This window comes from Nocardia sp. NPDC005978, from assembly GCF_040614455.1.
Lineage (GTDB): Bacteria > Actinomycetota > Actinomycetes > Mycobacteriales > Mycobacteriaceae > Nocardia.
Genome location: NZ_JBEXUS010000008.1, coordinates 14,189 through 31,425 on the forward strand (window position 1 = coordinate 14,189; position 17,237 = coordinate 31,425).

General features: G+C 68.1%; 20 protein-coding genes. 10 read left to right on the forward strand and 10 right to left on the reverse strand.

What is annotated here, in order from left to right; translation table 11 throughout:
- Positions 1-36 precede the first annotated feature (36 nt).
- The gene (pucL, locus tag ABZ319_RS05225) at positions 37-957 is read right to left on the reverse strand and encodes a factor-independent urate hydroxylase (protein ID WP_354985052.1); all 921 of its coding nucleotides are present in this window, start codon (positions 955-957) and stop codon (positions 37-39) included.
- A gap of 182 nt (positions 958-1,139) precedes the next feature.
- Here pucL and ABZ319_RS05230 point away from each other — a divergent pair, with 182 nt between their 5' ends.
- A complete protein-coding gene (locus ABZ319_RS05230; RefSeq protein ID WP_354985053.1) occupies positions 1,140-2,504 on the forward strand; it encodes a nucleobase:cation symporter-2 family protein in 1,365 nt (454 codons plus the stop codon).
- Between the two features lie 126 nt (positions 2,505-2,630).
- Here the strand turns inward: ABZ319_RS05230 and ABZ319_RS05235 are convergent, their stop codons facing one another.
- The 4 genes from ABZ319_RS05235 to glp form a co-directional block, all read right to left on the reverse strand.
- Positions 2,631-3,059, reverse strand: coding sequence for a molybdenum cofactor biosynthesis protein MoaE (locus ABZ319_RS05235; RefSeq protein WP_354985054.1), 429 nt, complete (start codon positions 3,057-3,059; stop codon positions 2,631-2,633).
- Entirely contained in the window at positions 3,052-4,257 is a 1,206-nt protein-coding gene (gene moaCB / locus ABZ319_RS05240) for a bifunctional molybdenum cofactor biosynthesis protein MoaC/MoaB (protein WP_354985055.1), read from the reverse strand. The genes ABZ319_RS05235 and moaCB overlap by 8 nt, the downstream gene beginning before the upstream one ends.
- Before the next feature lie 303 nt (positions 4,258-4,560).
- Positions 4,561-4,947, reverse strand: coding sequence for a nuclear transport factor 2 family protein (locus tag ABZ319_RS05245; protein ID WP_354985056.1), 387 nt, complete (start codon positions 4,945-4,947; stop codon positions 4,561-4,563).
- 4 nt (positions 4,948-4,951) lie between these two features.
- The gene (gene glp / locus ABZ319_RS05250; RefSeq protein WP_354985057.1) at positions 4,952-6,157 is read right to left on the reverse strand and encodes a gephyrin-like molybdotransferase Glp; all 1,206 of its coding nucleotides are present in this window, start codon (positions 6,155-6,157) and stop codon (positions 4,952-4,954) included.
- Positions 6,158-6,265: 108 nt separating this feature from the next.
- On the opposite strand from glp, the gene moaA reads away from it, so the two are divergent.
- From moaA to ABZ319_RS05265, 3 genes are all read left to right on the forward strand, one after another.
- Positions 6,266-7,324 (forward strand): GTP 3',8-cyclase MoaA, encoded by a 1,059-nt coding sequence (gene moaA, locus ABZ319_RS05255; RefSeq protein ID WP_354985058.1) that lies wholly within the window; start codon positions 6,266-6,268, stop codon positions 7,322-7,324.
- Complete coding sequence (locus ABZ319_RS05260) at positions 7,317-7,559, forward strand: MoaD/ThiS family protein (RefSeq protein WP_354985059.1); 243 nt, start codon at positions 7,317-7,319, stop codon at positions 7,557-7,559. The genes moaA and ABZ319_RS05260 overlap by 8 nt, the downstream gene beginning before the upstream one ends.
- 320 nt (positions 7,560-7,879) lie before the next feature.
- On the forward strand, positions 7,880-8,041 hold the full coding sequence (locus ABZ319_RS05265; RefSeq protein WP_354985060.1) for a hypothetical protein: 162 nt from the start codon (positions 7,880-7,882) through the stop codon (positions 8,039-8,041).
- A 398-nt stretch (positions 8,042-8,439) separates the two neighbouring features.
- On the opposite strand, the gene nadE is transcribed toward ABZ319_RS05265, so the two are convergent.
- Positions 8,440-9,279, reverse strand: a complete 840-nt coding sequence (gene nadE / locus ABZ319_RS05270) for an ammonia-dependent NAD(+) synthetase (RefSeq protein ID WP_354985061.1) — start codon at positions 9,277-9,279, stop codon at positions 8,440-8,442.
- Between the two features lie 10 nt (positions 9,280-9,289).
- A complete protein-coding gene (locus tag ABZ319_RS05275; protein ID WP_354985062.1) occupies positions 9,290-9,904 on the reverse strand; it encodes a helix-turn-helix domain-containing protein in 615 nt (204 codons plus the stop codon).
- A 269-nt stretch (positions 9,905-10,173) separates the two neighbouring features.
- Between ABZ319_RS05275 and ABZ319_RS05280 the strand changes: the two genes are divergently transcribed.
- The 4 genes from ABZ319_RS05280 to nrdE all read left to right on the forward strand — a co-directional run bounded on the left by ABZ319_RS05280 (position 10,174) and on the right by nrdE (position 14,417).
- A complete protein-coding gene (locus ABZ319_RS05280) occupies positions 10,174-10,740 on the forward strand; it encodes an NAD(P)H-dependent oxidoreductase (RefSeq protein WP_354985063.1) in 567 nt (188 codons plus the stop codon).
- Between the two features lie 772 nt (positions 10,741-11,512).
- Positions 11,513-11,752: a redoxin NrdH gene (locus ABZ319_RS05285; protein ID WP_354985064.1), complete on the forward strand. Its 240-nt coding sequence runs from the start codon at positions 11,513-11,515 to the stop codon at positions 11,750-11,752.
- Between the two features lie 56 nt (positions 11,753-11,808).
- Positions 11,809-12,279 (forward strand): class Ib ribonucleoside-diphosphate reductase assembly flavoprotein NrdI, encoded by a 471-nt coding sequence (gene nrdI, locus ABZ319_RS05290; RefSeq protein ID WP_354985065.1) that lies wholly within the window; start codon positions 11,809-11,811, stop codon positions 12,277-12,279.
- A gap of 32 nt (positions 12,280-12,311) precedes the next feature.
- Positions 12,312-14,417 carry a class 1b ribonucleoside-diphosphate reductase subunit alpha gene (gene nrdE / locus ABZ319_RS05295; RefSeq protein ID WP_354985167.1) on the forward strand — a complete coding sequence of 702 codons (2,106 nt, stop codon included), beginning with the start codon at positions 12,312-12,314 and terminating at the stop codon, positions 14,415-14,417.
- A gap of 60 nt (positions 14,418-14,477) precedes the next feature.
- On the opposite strand, the gene ABZ319_RS05300 is transcribed toward nrdE, so the two are convergent.
- Together ABZ319_RS05300 and ABZ319_RS05305 are read right to left on the reverse strand one after the other, a co-directional pair.
- Positions 14,478-14,639, reverse strand: a complete 162-nt coding sequence (locus ABZ319_RS05300; protein ID WP_354985066.1) for a hypothetical protein — start codon at positions 14,637-14,639, stop codon at positions 14,478-14,480.
- A gap of 172 nt (positions 14,640-14,811) precedes the next feature.
- Positions 14,812-15,345, reverse strand: a complete 534-nt coding sequence (locus ABZ319_RS05305) for a hypothetical protein (protein WP_354985067.1) — start codon at positions 15,343-15,345, stop codon at positions 14,812-14,814.
- Positions 15,346-15,458: 113 nt separating this feature from the next.
- Here ABZ319_RS05305 and ABZ319_RS05310 point away from each other — a divergent pair, with 113 nt between their 5' ends.
- Positions 15,459-15,602 carry a hypothetical protein gene (locus tag ABZ319_RS05310; protein WP_354985068.1) on the forward strand — a complete coding sequence of 48 codons (144 nt, stop codon included), beginning with the start codon at positions 15,459-15,461 and terminating at the stop codon, positions 15,600-15,602.
- Between the two features lie 106 nt (positions 15,603-15,708).
- Positions 15,709-16,698 carry an alpha/beta hydrolase family protein gene (locus tag ABZ319_RS05315; protein ID WP_354985069.1) on the forward strand — a complete coding sequence of 330 codons (990 nt, stop codon included), beginning with the start codon at positions 15,709-15,711 and terminating at the stop codon, positions 16,696-16,698.
- A 28-nt stretch (positions 16,699-16,726) separates the two neighbouring features.
- Here the strand turns inward: ABZ319_RS05315 and ABZ319_RS05320 are convergent, their stop codons facing one another.
- Positions 16,727-16,969 carry a hypothetical protein gene (locus ABZ319_RS05320; protein WP_354985070.1) on the reverse strand — a complete coding sequence of 81 codons (243 nt, stop codon included), beginning with the start codon at positions 16,967-16,969 and terminating at the stop codon, positions 16,727-16,729.
- Positions 16,970-17,237: the final 268 nt, after the last annotated feature.

Consider the following 17,237-nt stretch of genomic DNA (forward strand, 5'->3'; position numbering starts at 1 on the left):
TCGGCCGCGGGCTCGGTCGCGTTCGTCGGGGCGGGGTCAGGCCAGGCCGGTGTACGGGTCCCAGGCGGTGCCCGGGTCGGGGGCGTCGGCGCGCAGGACGCTCGCGTGGATCAGGCCGTAGGGGCGGTCGTCTGCGTAGAAGACCTCGGCGTTGTTCTCGACGCCGAAGCGGGTGATGTCGAAGGACCAGTGGTGTTTGTTGGGGGCCGACAGGCGGATCTCGGCCAGGCAGGGGTGAGCCTCGAGGGCGGCGCTGCCCATGTCGAACAGGGTCTGCTGCAGCGCTTTCGAGTGGCGGGTGGCGAACGTGGCGATCATCGTCGAGCGGATGCCGGCGTAGGTGGCGTCCCAGTCGGCCGGGTCGGCGGCGAAACGCCAGCGGGCGGTCAGGGAGGTGGCGAGCACGCGGTCGTCGGCGGGCTGCAGCACGGTGAACTCGTCGGTCAGGAAGCCGGTGAACTCCGAACCGGTGGACTTGAGGATCACCAGGTCCTTGAAACCGCCGATCACCCACTCCCGCTGCGCGGTTCCCGCACCGCTCACCGTCACCGCGGCGGTGCGCACCTCCGGGCCCAGCCGGGTCCAGGTGTGGTCGTGGCCCACGCCGTCGACCGGAACCCGTTGCCACGCAAACTCTTCGATCTCGATGCGCGCGGACTCCACCGGCTCGACGTCGTCCACGAAATGCCGGGCCAGCGCCCGCCCGTACTCCTCGACGCTGCCGTCGCCGTGCGTCTTGGCGTAGGTGAAGATGGTCTGCTTCTGCGAGTCGGTCGGCAGCACCGCGCCCTGATCACCCACGGTGTGCGCCGCGTCGAAAGCTCCACGCAGGCAAGACGATACGTTCAAGTCGCGGATGCGATGCCGGGCGGTGTCGCGGTAGATGCGCACCACCCGGTTCTCGGCCTTGCCGTACTGGTGCGGGCCGAGCACGATCTTGCCGGACAGTTCGGACATGGTCGCCTCCCGTGGTCGATGATCACCTTGCCCCACTCTGGCCCATCCCCGCCGCCGCACACGCTGGTTCCGAACACAAAACACCGCCTCGGCCGGGGTCCGGTATCAGTGCATTTCGACAAACCGCCCTCCCGTCGCCGCTGCCTAGCCTGACCACAACCGACGCGCCGCAAGGAGGCACCATGACCGCGCCCCACCCCGTCGACACCCGGTTGCCCTGGCATCGGCTGCTGGTCTTCGGCATTCAGCACGTGCTGATCATGTACACCGGCTGCGTCACGGTCCCCCTGGTGTTCGGCGCCGCCGTCGGTTTGGACAAATCGACGATCGCCATGCTGATCAGCGCGGACCTGCTGGTCGCGGGCATCATCACGCTGGTGCAGAGCCTCGGTCTCGGACGCTTCGCGGGTGCGCGGCTGCCGATCGTCACCGGCGCGACCTTCGTCGCGATGAGCCCGATGATCCTGATCGCCAAGGAATACGGGCTTCCGGCGGTGTACGGATCCATGCTCGTCGGCGGCATCCTCGGGGTGGCCCTGGCCTGGCCGTTCGCGAAGGTGGTGCGGTTCTTCACGCCGCTGGTCAGCGGCACCGTGCTCACCGTGGTCGGGATTTCGCTCATCGGGGTGGCGGGCGGCCTGATCGTCGGCAGCGACCCGAAGTCGGCGTCCTACGCCGCGCCGTCGAACATCGCCCTGGCCGCGGCGGTGCTGCTCATCGCGCTCGTGTGCACCACGCTCGGGCGCGGGGTGTGGTCGCAGCTCGGCGTGCTCATCGCGCTGATCGCCGGCGTGCTGATCGCGATTCTGATGGGACTGGTCCAGCTCGGCGGCGTCTCGGACGCGTCGTGGCTGGGCGTCCCGCATCCGTTCTACTTCGGCGCCCCGGAGTTCCCGCTGACCGCCGTCGTGGCCATGAGCATCGTGATGGCCGTGGTCTTCGCCGAATCCACCGCGAGCATGCTCGCGATCGGTGAGATAACCGGAAAACCCCTGCGGCAGGCGGACATCGCGCGCGGCCTGGTCGGCGACGGGCTCTCGGCCGTCCTGGCGGGCGTGTTCAACTCCTTCATCGACACCGTCTTCAACCAGAACGTCGGCGCGGTCGCCGGCACCCGCGTGTACAGCCGCTACGTGACGGCGGTCAGCGGCGCGATACTGGTTCTGCTCGGCGCGATCCCGCGCATCGGCGCGGTGGTGGCGGCGGTGCCGAAACCCGTGGTGGGCGGGGTGGGTTTGATGCTGTTCGCGACGATCGCCGTCATCGGCATCGGCATACTGCGTAGGGCCGATCTCGCCGACCGGGTGAATCTCGGCATCGTCGCGATCGCCATCGGCGTCGGACTGGTACCGGTTCTGACCAAGGGGATGTTCGACCGGTTCCCGAGCTCGCTGGAGATTTTGCTCAACAGCGGCGTCACCCTGGCGGCGGTCACGGTGTTCGTCCTGAACCTGCTCTTCAATCACACCCGACTGGGTGAATTGGCCCGCGGCGCAACCGATCCGGAACCGGTCGACCCGGTGCCGCCGGACCCGGTCGCCGCCTGAAGCCCCGCCTCCTCATCGGGGACGAGGCCGCGGGTTCCAGCGCCGTGAGCTCTCACCTCGGCGTCGCCGGAACCCGCGGCCTCGGCTGTCATCCGCCGTGGAGTGCGTGCGTTTCCGACTGCCGACCTACCCGCAGGCGTTGACCCATTCGGACATGCCGTCGGCGAACAGCTGCCGTTTCCAGATGGGCACTTCGTGTTTGATGCGATCCACCAGGTCGGCGCAGACGATGAACGCCTCGCGGCGATGCGGGGCCGCGACCGCCACGGCGATCGCGATATCGCCGATGGTGAGCGCGCCGATCCGGTGCAGCGCGGCCACTGGCAGGCCCGACTCGGCCGCCACCTCGGCGCAGACCCGGGCCAGGAACTTCTCGGCGTCGGGGTGGGCGGAGTACTCCAGCGCCGAAACCGCCTGCCCGCCATCGTGATTGCGGACCTTGCCGGTGAACACCACGACCGCGCCGTGTTCCGGCCCGGTCACGGACTTCTCCACCTCGTCCGGATTCAGCGGCTGATCGCTGATCCGCGCGAGCAGCGCGTGCGTCTCACTCATGGTTGCCTCCTCCGGCCACCTGGGCCAGCAGATGATCGAGCAGCGGTTCGAGCACCGCGATGCCGTCCTTCACCCCGCCCGGCGAACCCGGCAGATTGACCACGACGGTGCGTCCCGCCAGACCGGCCACGCCGCGGCTCAGCGCGGCGAGCGGGAATTTCGCGGTGCCGCGCTGCCGAATCGACTCCGCCACGCCCGGCAGTTCGCGGTTCAGCACGGCCAGGGTGGCTTCCGGGGTGCCGTCGGTGGGGGAGGCTCCGGTGCCGCCGGTGCTGATCACCAGCGCCGGTTCGCCGGCCAGCGCCTCGGCCAGTCCGAAGGCGATGTCGGCGTCGGCGTAGACCAGGGGACCGCGCACCGAGAAGCCCAGTCCGCCCAGCCATTCGGCGAGCACCGGCCCGGTCGTGTCTACGCGGGTACCGGCCGCGGTACCGGTGGAAGCGACCAGCACCACGGCCGCTCGCCGTGCACCGAAGCCACCCGATTCGCCCTGTGTCGCGGTGCTGGAAGCATTCTGTCCCACGGTGTCGGAATCGGTCTGCGCCACAGCATGTTTCGGGTCCGAATGCGCACCGGACGCGGCACTGTGCCGCTGGGTCTGCTCGTTCGCCTGCCCGGCAGGCGCTTCCGGGTCGCCCGTGCCGCCCGAATCCGCCCCGGCGTCGTGCGGCTGGGTACCCTCGCCCGACCGCGGCGCGACGTCGCTGCCCGGCTCACCGGACGTCGCAGCCGACCGTTCCCAATGTCCGCGCTTGCCACCGTCTTTGGTGAGCAGCCGCACCCCGTTGAGGGTCGCCGCCGGATCCACGGCCTTGATCATGTCGTGCAGGGTGAGTCCGGCGACCGCGACCGCGGTGAGCGCCTCCATCTCCACACCGGTCGGGCCCTTGGTCTTGGCCACGGCCTCGATGGTGATGGTGTGCGCGGTGAATCCGAAGCTCACGTTCACCGAGGACAGCGCCAGCTGATGGCACAGCGGGATCAGCTCGGAGGTCTTCTTGGCCCCGTTGATCCCGGCCAGGCGCGCGGTGGTCAGCACGTCCGCCTTGGGCATGTCGTCCGCCCGGACCAGGGCCACCACCGCCGCGGTGGTGTGCAGTTCGCCGGCCGCCACCGCGATGCGGGCGGTGTCGGCCTTCGCGCTCACATCGACCATGCGCGCGCGACCTTCCTGGTCGACATGCGACAACTCACTCATACCCGCAAGCGTAGGCACTGTCCCGCGCCCGGGTCGCACGGGGCGGCCCGGTGTTCGGCCTCACCGCGGGCGGATCGAGATGGTGAGTGCACTGCCGTCGGCGCGTGCCGGGTGGAAACAGCGCGATGCCGGGCGACCACCCGGTGAGCTCGTGGCGATGTGCGGATACCCCGGCGCTCGGCAGCCTCGGACCGGGCTCGAAGTCCGCAGCACCGGTGTCGGCACAGTCGGTCGCGGTGGATGCTCGCCGGGGCGCATCGCGTAGGTGCCACACCGGAAACCCGGGCTCGCCGGGGCGGGACGTCAGCCCGGGCGGACCGGGGTGATGTGGCTGTGGACGCAGAACCAGCAGTCGTCGCGGCGGCGGAAGACGTCGGTGGTCCATTCGTCGGCGTCGAAGCGCCTGCCGTTGTAGTGCGCGGTATTGGTCACGCGGGCGGTGACGATCGCGGTGTCGCCGTACACGCGAATGTGCGGCTCGCCGACCCGATCCATGGCCGAGTGGGTGAGCCGGCCGGACAGGATCTCGTCCAGGAACTCGCCCTTGGTGGACACGCCCGTCTCCGAGACGATCACCCATTCCTCGGCCATGAAGACCGAGATCAGTTCCGCGTCGTTGGCGACGATGGCGGCCGCCCAATCCTCGGCGAGCCCGCGTAGTTCCGCGACGGTCTGCTCATCGGCGCTCATACGGTCACAGCTCCCAGGTCGTGAGGGGTGTTCCGGCGGGCACCTCGGTGACCTCGCCCGGAATCTCGATCAGTACGTCGGCCTGGGCCATGGTCGCGATCAGGTGGGATCCCGGGCCCGCCACCAGTTCCACGCCGTCGCCGGTGCGCCGGCCACGCAGGAACTGCCGTTTTCCGGCGGGGGACCGCACCGAATCCCGCAGCGGCAGTGCGACACCGGCGATCTCGGGCAGTCCGGCCAGTGCGCGCAGCAGCGGCCGGGCGAAGACCTCGAACGACACCATGGTGCTCACCGGGTTGCCCGGGAAGCTCAGCACGGGCACCCCGTCCACCACGGTCAGGCCCTGCGGCCCGCCGGGCTGGATTGCCACGGAACCGAATTCGCCGCCCAGCGGGGCGAGCACGTCCTTGACCACCTCGAAATCCCCCATGGAGACCCCGCCGGAGGTGAACACCAGATCGGCGGTCGCGGTGGCCTCGCCGAGCCGGCGGGTGAACTCGCGCGGATCGTCGGTGGCGTGCGCGACCGACACCACCTCGACCCCGTTGTCCGCGAGCGCGGCCGCCAGCGCGATGCCGTTGGAGTTGTAGATCTGCCCGGGCAGCAGGCTCAGCCCGGCCTGCACCAGTTCGTCGCCGGTGGTGATGACCGCCGCGCGCACCCGCCGCCACACCGGCAGCTCGACCAGGCCGACCGCCGCCAGCGCCGCGATGTGCCGCGGCTTGAGTACCGTGCCCGCCGCCACCAGCAGTTGCCCGGTGCGCACGTCGGTTCCGGCTTCGCGGATGAAATCCCCCGCGGAGCGGCTCTTCTCGATGGTGACCGTGCCGTCCGTCCCGGCGGTGTGCTCGACCGGCACCACACAGTCCGCGCCGACCGGAATGGGCGCGCCGGTCATGACTTTCAGCGCCGCGCCCTCGGGCAACGTTGGCGCACCGGTGTTTCCGGCCGCCACCACGCCCGCGAGCGGCAGTGTCACGGGCACGGTCGCGATCGAATCCGCCCGCACCGCGTAGCCGTCCATCGCCGAGTTGCGGAAGACCGGCAGATCCAGGGGGGAGTACACGTCGGTCGTGAGTCGCCGGCCCAGCGCGCGGGCCATCGGAACCGCCTCACCGCCGCGGTCGGCGAGCGGTGCGAACAAATTTACGATGCGTTGCCGATGGTCTTCGACGGAGCGGGCCGGGACCGTGGCGTGCCGGGAACTCATGCGGCTGAGCCTATACGCGGCCGATTCGGGCCCTTTTCGCGCGACACTGTGACCAATCCCCGGCGCTCGAACGGCGCCGGGCGGTATCGGTAGCGACATAATGGTCGAATGACCGTGGTCGCGATGGGCATGCCTGCCATACGAGCCGGGCAGCCCAGTGTCGACGGCCGCCCGGATACCCCGTATCTCGTCGACCGTTTCGGCCGTACCGCGCGCGATCTGCGGGTTTCCATCACCGAGAAGTGTTCGCTGCGCTGTACGTACTGCATGCCGGAGGAGGGGCTGCCCGCCATTCCGGCGGACGAGTTGCTCTCCACCGCCGAGCTGATCCGCCTGGTGGTGCTGGCGGTGCGCGAACTCGGGGTCCACGAGGTGCGGTTCACCGGTGGCGAACCGCTCATGCGCCGTGATCTCGAGCAGATCATCGCGGGCTGCCGGGCCGAACTGCCGGACACGCCGCTGTCCATGACCTCCAACGGGGTGGGTCTCGAGCATCGCGCCCGCAAACTCGTCGCGGCCGGGCTCGATCGGATCAACATCTCCCTGGACACCGTGGATCGCGAAGGCTTCGCCCGGCTGACCCGCCGTGATCGGCTGGATTCGGTGCTCGCCGGCATTCGCGCCGCCCGCGCCGCCGGGCTCTCTCCGGTCAAGGTGAACGCGGTGCTCATGCGCCAAACCCTGAGCGGCGCAGCCGATCTGCTGGCGTGGTGCATCGCCGAGGGCGCCGAGCTGCGGTTCATCGAAGAGATGCCGCTGGACGCCGATCACGAGTGGGCGCGCGCGAACATGATCACCGCGGCCGAACTGCTCGAGGTGCTGGGGGAGCGGTTCACCCTCACGCCGGTCGGGCGCGATGACCCGTCCGCGCCCGCCGAACAGTGGCGGGTCGACTCCGGTCCCGCGACGGTCGGCATCATCGCCTCGGTGACGCGCAGCTTCTGCGGCGACTGCGATCGCACCCGGCTCACCGCCGACGGCCGGCTGCGGTCCTGTCTGTTCAGCGATCAGGAATACGATGTGCGCGCGGCCTTGCGCGCACACGCGGGCGACGCCGAGATCGCCGAGCTGTGGCGCGGGGCCATGTGGAACAAGTCCGCCGGGCACGGCATCGACGCCGCCGGTTTCGTACCGCCCGAACGAACGATGGGAGCAATCGGTGGTTGAGGTGCGTTACTTCGCGGCGATCGCCGACGTGATCGGCAAGCCGGGCGAGCTGCTCGACCTGCCCGCCGGTGCGACCGTCGCCGACCTGCGCACCACCCTCACCACCGCCTACGGCCCGAAACTGGACCCGATGCTTGCGGTCTGCGCCTACCTGATCGGCGACGAACTGACCCGCGACGGCACGGCCGCCCTGACGCCCCGCGTAGACGTCCTGCCCCCCTTCGCGGGCGGCTGATCCGCTCGCTCCGGGGCCTGGAGGCCCGGGAGGCGACCGCACGTGCCCGTTTCGAATGGTGCGCTCTCTCGAATGCCTGGCTGGTCGTGCGCCGGTCGAAGGCCTCTGTGGCGTACCGGAGGCGTCTGTGGAGTACCGAATCATCCACCCGATGCGCTGCTCCCGGTGGTAGCCAGCCGCCCCCGCCGGAGTGGCATTCTGCTGCACCGCAGTCGTTTGACCAGGTATATTTGGTCGGACGATCAGATAATGGATCGGTAACGGAACGGTCGCCGACCCGATATCTGAATGTCCGATCCGCCTATTCGGGAGGTGGCGCCATGGCGCGACTCGTACCCGCTCTACTCCTCGGCGCCGTCGTGGTCGCCTTCGCCGTCTCAGCGCTCATGAACGGCGTATCTCTCAAGTCCCTGCACTGTCAGCAGGCTTCGACCGTCGAATACCAGACCGTCGCGCCCAGAGTCGACCCCCTCCGAATCTGACTCCGGCCGAGGCCTTTCCGGCCCCGCGCCTCCTTCTCGCGCCCACACCGCTCGCTCCGGTGCGGCGCAGGCGTGGTCGGGCCGCCCGTCGTGGCCTCGGGATTTCGCACAGGGTGCCGCCCGCGTCAGGTCGGCGCGGCTGCCCATGTCACGTCGAGTGTCTCCCGGGTCGGGTTGCCGCCCGGGCCACGTAGGTCGTCCGGGCACGCGTCGGGATGCCGGTCAGGTCGCGTACCGGTTGCACCCGTGTGGCGATGAGACGGCGTCGGGAAGGTGGTTCGCCGACTCGCCCGTGCGACCGGTAGCTCGTCGAACCGGCATGGGCGCGAAGGTCTTTCCTCGATACGACCGCGCCCGCCGCATGTGAGTGCGGCGGGCGTGAGAGCCGAGAGCCCCGGCTACTTCCACCAGGTGTCGTGCGGGGTGACCGGGACGGTGCGCTTGTGGCGGGTGTTGCGGAAGATCGTCTCCACCCGTTCGGCGACCTCGGGGGCGACGGGCTTGCCCTCGAGGTAGTCGTCGATCTGGGCGTATTTCAGGCCGAGGGCCTCCTCGTCCGGCAGGGCCGGGCGGTCGTCCTCGAGATCGGCGGTGGGGACCTTCTGCCACACGCTCGGCGGTGCGCCCAGTTCCTGCAGCAGCGCCGCGCCCTGGCGCTTGGTGAGTCCGGTGAGCGGGGTGATGTCCACGCCGCCGTCGCCGAACTTGGTGAAGAAGCCGGTGACCGCCTCGGCGGCGTGATCGGTGCCGACCACCAGCAGGTTCAGCTGGCCGGCGATCGCGTACTGCAGCACCATGCGCTCGCGGGCCTTGATGTTGCCGCGCACGAAATCGCGCAGGCGCGTCTCGCCGCCCAGCAGTTCGGCCACGCCGGCCGCGACCTGTTCGCCCGCGGCGTCGGCGCTGGGCTTGACGTTCACCGACACCGAGCGATCCGGTGCGATGAACTCCAGCGCGATCTGGGCGTCGTGCTCGTCGGCCTGCACGCCGTAGGGCAGGCGCACGGCCACGAACTCGGCCTCGTCGCCCTCGGCGCGGAGTTCCGCCACCGCGAGCTGGCAGAGCTTGCCGGTCAGCGAGGAATCCTGGCCGCCGCTGATGCCGAGCACGAAACCCTTGGCGGGCGTGGCGCGCAGATACTCCTTGAGGAAGTCGATGCGCCGCCGCACTTCGGTTTTGGGCTCGATGACGGGCAGCACGCCCAGCTCGGCGATGATCTCTTCGCGCAGGTTCCCCATGGCGCTCACTCTACTGCGCGACGCCCGGTACGACGCGCCGGACGAGGGCCTCCCAGTTGTCGCCGACCTGCTCGCGGGTGAAGCCGAGCACCCGCATCTGATGCAGCACCAGGGCGGCTTCCAGGGGTGCGAGCAGACTGTCGGCCAGCAGTGAGATCTCCCCGTCGGTTCCGGCCTGGCGCAGGAGCATCGAGACGTGGGTCTTGGTGACCGCGTAGGGCGCGCCCTGGAACTTCTTCGGCTGGTCGGTGGCGGCGCGCAGCACGTCGCCCTCGATCTCGGTGAACGAGAGCCGCGCCCGGCCGTAGGCGATCAGTCGGTCCAGCGGTGGCGCCCCGGGGCCGAGCGGGGGCGGGCCGAACATGTAGGCGGCCTGCAGCTTTCGATCCGATTCGTCGAGCAGGGCGTACATGAGCCCGGCGCGATTGCCGAAGCGGCGGAAGACCGTGCCCTTGCCGACGCCCGCGTGTTTGGCGAGTGCGTCCATGGTGAGCGCGTCCGCGCCGTGGGTCTGGACGAGTTCGGCGGCCGCGTCGAGCAGCAGCCGTCGATTGCGCGCGGCATCCGCGCGTTCGACGGGTTCGCCGTCGGCGAGCGGTAGTACCAGCGGAACGTCCCAAGACACGGCTTCGACCCCTTTGTCGGCATCTGCAATCGGACCATGGTCCGCTTATAGCTTAGCGCATCCGGGCCCGGGTCGCCGCGAGGTCTCCACTGGCCGGGCATTGGATTCTGCTCGAGTGAAAGCGGTGTCCGAGCCGGGTTCGGCGGCCATTGTGGGCTGTGGCGCGGGTCACGGCACGCGATCGCCGCCCCCGGGAATGGAATCGGACCACGGTCCGGTTACTGTCTTCAGAATCCCGCCAATGGATCAGCATCGTAGGAGTAGTCACCATGTCGCAGACCCGCCTTCTCGCCCTGGTCGGCAGCCTTCGCGCCGCCTCGATCAACCGCCGCCTCGCCGAGGCCGCCGTACAGGCCGCGCCCGAGGGCGTCGAGGTCGTGCTGTACGAGGGTCTGGCCGACATTCCCTTCTACAACGAGGACCTCGATGTGGAGGGCCAGGTTCCGGCCGCCGCGGCGGCGTTGCGCGAGGCCGTCGCCGCCTCGGACGGTCTGCTCGTGCTCACCCCCGAATACAACGGCACGCTGCCCGCGGTGCTCAAGAACGCCATCGACTGGGCCTCGCGCCCGTACGGCGCGGGTGCGCTCAAGGGTCTGCCGGTCGGCGTGATCAGCGCGTCCATCTCCGCCAACGCGGCCAAGTGGTCGCACGCGGACGCGGTGAAGGCGCTCGGCGTGGCCGGTGCGGCCGTGCTCGAGGACGCGTCGCTGAACTTCGGCGGCATCGGTCAGCGCTTCGGTGAGACCCATCCGGCCGACGACGCCGAGGCGCTCACCCAGCTCGCCGCGACCGTGCGTTCGCTCGCCGCAGCTGCGAATGTGTCTGCAACCATCTAGTAATTGGCGGCTGTACCGCTGAATCCGGCATGATGCCACGGTCTTTCGGCCGTGGCATCACCCGTTTCCGGAGACGTTGCGCTAGCTTCTCCGCATGAAGCAATCTTCTAGCTACGCATGGGTGTCCGGGAAGGACCCGCCGCTGCCGATCGCGCGCCGACTCTCGGACCGACGGCGGGCGAGACGCTTTCGCCGAAGGCGTTCGATGCCCGCGACCGTACTACCTGCGCGATTCGTCGAATCGACCGGTGGGATCGCATGATCGAGGGGCGCGCACGCCTACCGGCTACCGCTCTTCGCTCGGCACCGGCATACCGGCGGCGGCACTCCGTCGCTCGCGACACGCTGGGGCCGACGGTGATTTCGGAAGCGCGCGGGTGCACGCTCGAACCCGCCGGAGTCCGCTCCGCAGGTACGCGTGTGACTCGCGTGAAGGGTGTTGATCAGCGAGAACAGTGTGTTTGCTGAGAATGTGCTGATCGCTCGAAATGTGACCTGCACCTCAGTCGTGCGGAGTTGCGAATCGAGCGTGCTGGCACTTCGCCGATCCGAATCCCATCTTTGTTAGTCGCAACATGTCGTGTCGTGTGTATCTGTCGGCCACTAGGTGTAGTGTCTTGGGAGCTGGAAGGGCGTGCGGCGAGACCCTCGAAGGGAGCCGCGCGACCAGGGACTTCGGTCTCGCGTCCAGGGGTTTGCGCACTTACTACATGGTTCTTGTTTCAGCCGTGCACTGCATACGGATCTAAGGCAAGGAGAAGGGGAGATACCAATGACCGTCACCGTTTACACCAAGCCCGCTTGTGTCCAGTGCAATGCCACGTACCGCGCCCTCGACAAGGCCGGCGTCGCATATGACGTCATCGATATCTCGGAGAGCCCGGAGGCCCGCGATTACGTGATGGCGCTGGGCTACCTGCAGGCCCCCGTCGTGGTCGCCGGTGAGGATCACTGGTCCGGCTTCCGTCCCGATCGCATCAAGGCGCTGGCCGAGTCCGTCGCCGTCGCCTAGCGGACCGGACCCGCTGATCGAGAGTCAGCGGGTCTCCCGGTGCGAAAGGAGTTGAAATGACCGAGTTGTCCACGCGGACACCGAATCTGGTCTACTTCTCCAGCGCTTCGGAGAATACGCACCGCTTCGTGGAACGGCTGGGCGTGCCCGCCGTCCGCATACCGCTTCATACCGCCGACAGTCTGCGAGTCGACGAACCCTACGTGCTCATCGTCCCCACCTACGGTGGCGGTAAGCACGTGCTGGGTGGTGAACGTTCGGAGAAGGAATTCGTGCCCCGGCAGGTGGCCAAGTTCCTCAACGATCCACACAACCGCGCGCTCCTGCGCGGCGTCATCGCGGCCGGCAACACGAACTTCGGCAATACGTACTGCTATGCGGGCGAAGTCATCTCGCGCAAGTGCGGAGTCGAGTACCTGTATCGCTTCGAACTCATGGGAACAGCCGAGGACGTCGAGCGCGTCCGAGAGGGATTGGGATTGTTTTGGCAACGACAACCGCACCGGTCGGAAAGACTGCCCGCGTAGAGCGCCCCGTCAGCGGCGAGTCCACCGACGGGATGGACTACCACGCGCTCAACGCCATGCTGAACCTGTACGGCCCCAACGGCGAGATCCAGTTCGACAAGGACCGCGAGGCCGCGCACCAGTACTTCCTGCAGCATGTCAACCAGAACACCGTCTTCTTCCACAATCTGCGGGAGAAGCTGGACTACCTGGTCAAGGAAAACTATTACGAGACCGAGGTGCTCGACCAGTACAGCTTCGACTTCACCAAGAAGCTGTTCAAGCAGGCGTACGCAAAGAAGTTCCGGTTCCCGACCTTCCTCGGCGCGTTCAAGTACTACACCTCGTACACCCTCAAGACCTTCGACGGTAAGCGCTACCTGGAGCGTTTCGAAGACCGCGTGTGCATGGTCGCGATGACCCTGGCCGCCGGCAACGAGACCCTGGCCTCGGAGCTGGTCGAGGAGATCATGGAGGGCCGCTTCCAGCCGGCCACGCCGACCTTCCTGAACTCGGGCAAGAAGCAGCGCGGCGAGCCGGTGTCGTGCTTCCTGCTGCGCATCGAGGACAACATGGAGTCCATCGGGCGCTCCATCAACTCCGCGCTGCAGCTGTCCAAGCGCGGCGGCGGTGTGGCGTTGCTGCTGAGCAACATTCGTGAGACCGGCGCGCCGATCAAGAAGATCGAGAACCAGTCCTCGGGCGTCATCCCGATCATGAAGCTGCTCGAGGATTCGTTCTCCTACGCCAACCAGCTGGGTGCGCGTCAGGGCGCGGGCGCGGTGTATCTGCAGGCGCATCACCCGGACATCTACCGCTTCCTGGACACCAAGCGGGAGAACGCGGACGAGAAGATCCGCATCAAGACGCTGTCCCTCGGCGTGGTCATCCCGGACATCACGTTCGAGCTGGCCAAGAAGAACGAGGACATGTACCTGTTCTCGCCGTACGACGTGGAGCGCATCTACGGCGTGCCGTTCGCGGACATCAACGTGACCGAGAAGTACTACGAGATGGTCGACGACAAGCGAATTCGCAAGTCCAAGATCAAGGCTCGCGAGTTCTTCCAGACCATCGCCGAGCTGCAGTTCGAATCCGGCTACCCGTACATCATGTACGAGGACACCGTGAACCGGGCGAACCCCATCAAGGGCAAGATCACCCACTCGAACCTGTGCTCGGAGATCCTGCAGGTCTCCACGCCGTCGCTGTACAACGACGATCTGTCCTACTCCCATGTGGGCAAGGACATCTCGTGCAACCTGGGTTCGCTGAACATCGCCAAGACCATGGACTCGGTCGATCTGGCCAAGACGGTCGAGACCTCGATCCGCGCGCTCACCGCGGTGTCGGATCAGACGCACATCGTCTCGGTGCCCTCGATCGAGCAGGGCAACAACGAATCCCACGCCATCGGCCTGGGGCAGATGAACCTGCACGGCTACCTGGCCCGCGAGCGCGTGCACTACGGCTCCGAAGAGGGCATCGACTTCACGAACATCTACTTCTACACGATCGCCTACCACGCTGTCCGGGCCTCGAACCTGATCGCCAAGGAGCGCGGGCAGTACTTCGGCGGCTTCCCCGAGTCCAAGTACGCCTCGGGCGAGTACTTCGACAAGTACACCGAGCAGGAGTGGCTGCCCGCGACCGAGCGCGTCGCCCAGATCTTCGCCGACGCCGACGTGCACATCCCGACCCAGGACGACTGGCGCGAGCTCAAGGCCTCGGTCATGGAGCACGGGATCTACAACCAGAACCTGCAGGCGGTCCCGCCGACCGGTTCGATCTCCTACATCAACCACTCCACCAGCTCGATCCACCCGGTGGCCTCCAAGATCGAGATCCGTAAGGAAGGCAAGATCGGCCGCGTCTACTACCCGGCCCCCTACCTGACGAACGAGAACCTCGAGTACTTCCAGGACGCCTACGAAATCGGCTACGAGAAGGTGATCGACACCTACGCCGCCGCCACCCAGCACGTGGACCAGGGCCTGTCCCTGACCCTGTTCTTCAAGGACAGCGCCACGACCCGCGACGTGAACCGCGCCCAGATCTACGCCTGGCGCAAGGGGATCAAGACGCTGTACTACATCCGTATCCGCCAGATGGCTCTGGAGGGCACCGAGGTCGAGGGCTGCGTGAGCTGCATGCTGTAAGCGCCGAACTCGAAGGGCGCCCGCGGTGAAAACCGGGGGCGCCCTTCGAGTTTCATGGTCTCACTCGGTCAGCCCGGGGTGACCGGTTCCGGCGTACACGATCCACACGATGCACTTCTCGGTCTGGGGGCAGTACCAGATTCGCCCACCGGCGGTGACCTCGTACTGCCATTGATCGAGGAGATTCCCGCCGATCGAGCGCGTCGCGAGTGGGCCGTGCAACCGGTGCTGGCGGTAAGGGTTCTCCGGCGTGGTGGGTCGTTCGGTCAGGACGATCCACGCTTCCCAGGTATTCGATCTCGCACTGCGGCACAGGTCCTCCCAGCCTCTGGCCGCTTCCGTGGTCGCGAATCGTGCTTCCCACCCGCCTGGTCGGCCAGGCGGTGCTACTCGGTCACCCCTCCTGGCGGGCATCGACATCCTCCCCGACGGGTTCGGGGACAGGGCCCGCGTCGAAATCGCCCTCGATCGGCCGGCTGAGCTGTTCGGCGAGTGCCGGGTCGGCCATGATCGCCGCCGTAGCACGCCACTCGTGCATCATGTGGGCGAGCACCGACCATTCCCCGAGCTCGGCAGATGCCTGAAAGGCCCGGGCGAAATCCCGCACGAATTCCGCCTGGGCGTCGGCCGGCATGACATCGACCCACGGAAACTCGTCGAGCAGAGCGCGCGCCGCGATGTCATGCGGCAGGTGGGAGAGAACGTTCCGCAGCGCGCGTGCCGCGGCAATCGAACCGTCCGACGTGGCCTGGGCGCGGTCCTCTCGGATCAGCAGCAGCGGAGCGCCGTCGCGGCGGCGTACTCGGACCGTTCCCTGATCGGCTAGCAGTGCCACCTGCTTGGGGTCGCGTTGTAGTTCGCTCCACTGCACTTCTGTGACCACGATGACCCCTTCTTCGATCGGTGAGACGACCTCCTGGCTGCTCATACAGACGATTGTAGCGACTTCTGAATTTTTTCAGAAGTCTGTTTCGCTGAGGCGCGACGGGGTCCGCCCCCGGATTCGCTGCCGTGTCGCCGGCCGGGAGAGGTGGCGCCGGGGTGCTCGGATTCGGCTCGGGCAGGCCGTCGCCCGCGCGGGCGCGGGCGAACATGGTGCTGGCGCTGGATGATCGAGCGGTGGGGTACGCGGCCCCGCACGGGCAGTGGGTGGATTGGTTCGGGGGTGGTGGGGGCGGGTTGTGATGGACTACAGGGGAATTGGGGCGGGGTAGGGCAGGCGTCCAGGGATCGGGCAAAGTGAAGTACTGGTGGGTAGGAACGGTTTAGCTTCTCGTGCATGATTCGACGCGTGGCAGTGGGCTTGGCCGTGGTGCTGGCGGCGATGGCGGGAGCGCCGGCGGAGCAGCCGCGAGACACGGTGGCATTGGCGGTGCGCGGCGAGCCGATTCGAGTCGAGCGGTACGGCGCGGCACAGGAGCGGGTCTGGATCGAATCGGCGGCCATGGGACGGGTGATGGCCGTGGATGTGCTGCGCGGCGTCGGCGACGGGCCGCTGCCCACGCTGTACCTGCTGGACGGGGTCGACGGGAAGCTGGTGTCGGACTGGCTGACCAAGGGCCGGGCGGCGGAGTTCTTCGCGGACAAGCCCGTCGACGTGGTGCTGCCCGCGGGCGGCGCGGGCAGCATGTACAGCGATTGGGAACAGCCGGACCGCGTCCTGGGCTGGAACCGGTGGGAGACCTTCCTGACCGAGGAACTGCCCGCGGTGGTCGAGCCGTACCTGAACGGGGACGGGCGGCGCGCGGTGGGCGGGGTGTCGATGGGCGCGCAGGCCGCCATGATGCTCGCGCACCGGCACGCGGGGCTCTACCGCGCGGTCGCGGGCATCAGCGGCTGCTACTCCACCACCGACGCCCCGGGCCGGGCGGTGACCACCATGACCGTCGGCTCCCGCGGCGGCAATGTCGAGAACCTCTGGGGCCCCTGGGGTTCCCCGGAATGGCAGGCGCACGACAGCCTCCTGAACGCTGAGGGCCTGCGCGGCACCGCCGTGTACGTCTCGGCCGCCACCGGCGTCCCCGGCGTGCTGAACCTGGCCGAGGCGCTCACCGCCCGCGACGCGGTCGAGGCCATGGGCGTCGCGGGCGGCGGCATCAGCCTGGAGGCCGGCGCGCACTACTGCACCGAACGATTCGCCCAGCGGCTGAACGAGTTACAGATTCCGGCGACCGTGCTCTACCTGCCGACCGGCATCCACTCCTGGCTCGACTTCGCGGTGCAGCTGGAGCCCGCGTGGCGCAGCATCGCCGCAGCCTTCGGCACGGCGCCGGGCAAATGAGACGGGCCGGCGCGCGAAACGCGCTGTCTCAGAACCGCTGCCGGGGACTCGGCAGCCGCCGCAAACCCGGCCGCACCTTGCCGTCCACGGTGACGAGCATGCCGGAATGCACCGCGGTGACGATGTATTCGTAGGCTTCGACCCGGGTGGCCGCGTATTCCATGACGAGTTCGGCGGCTGTCCCCGGCGTGCCCACGTACACCGTGACCCGATGGGTGAGCGCGTCGCCCGCGGCCTGCCGCCGGGTCGGTTGATCGGCGATGTCGGTCATTGCGTAATCCCCTCCACAAGTGTCTGCTGCGGATGCGGCCCGGCGCCGGTGACGGTTCCGCCCGTGCCGTCGACGCTAGTGGGATCCCAAGTCCGGTAACGTGTTTCACTTTCTCGCTGTAATATTCACAGCGCCCCGCCGCGTCCCCTTGGTATCTGTGTCAAACGGTATCGTTCAACACCACAAGCCCCCGCGCGGCACGTTGTGACTTGTCGGGAAATCCGCGTCGTCCGTCCGGAATCGGCGCGCGCCTCCATACCCTTCTCCC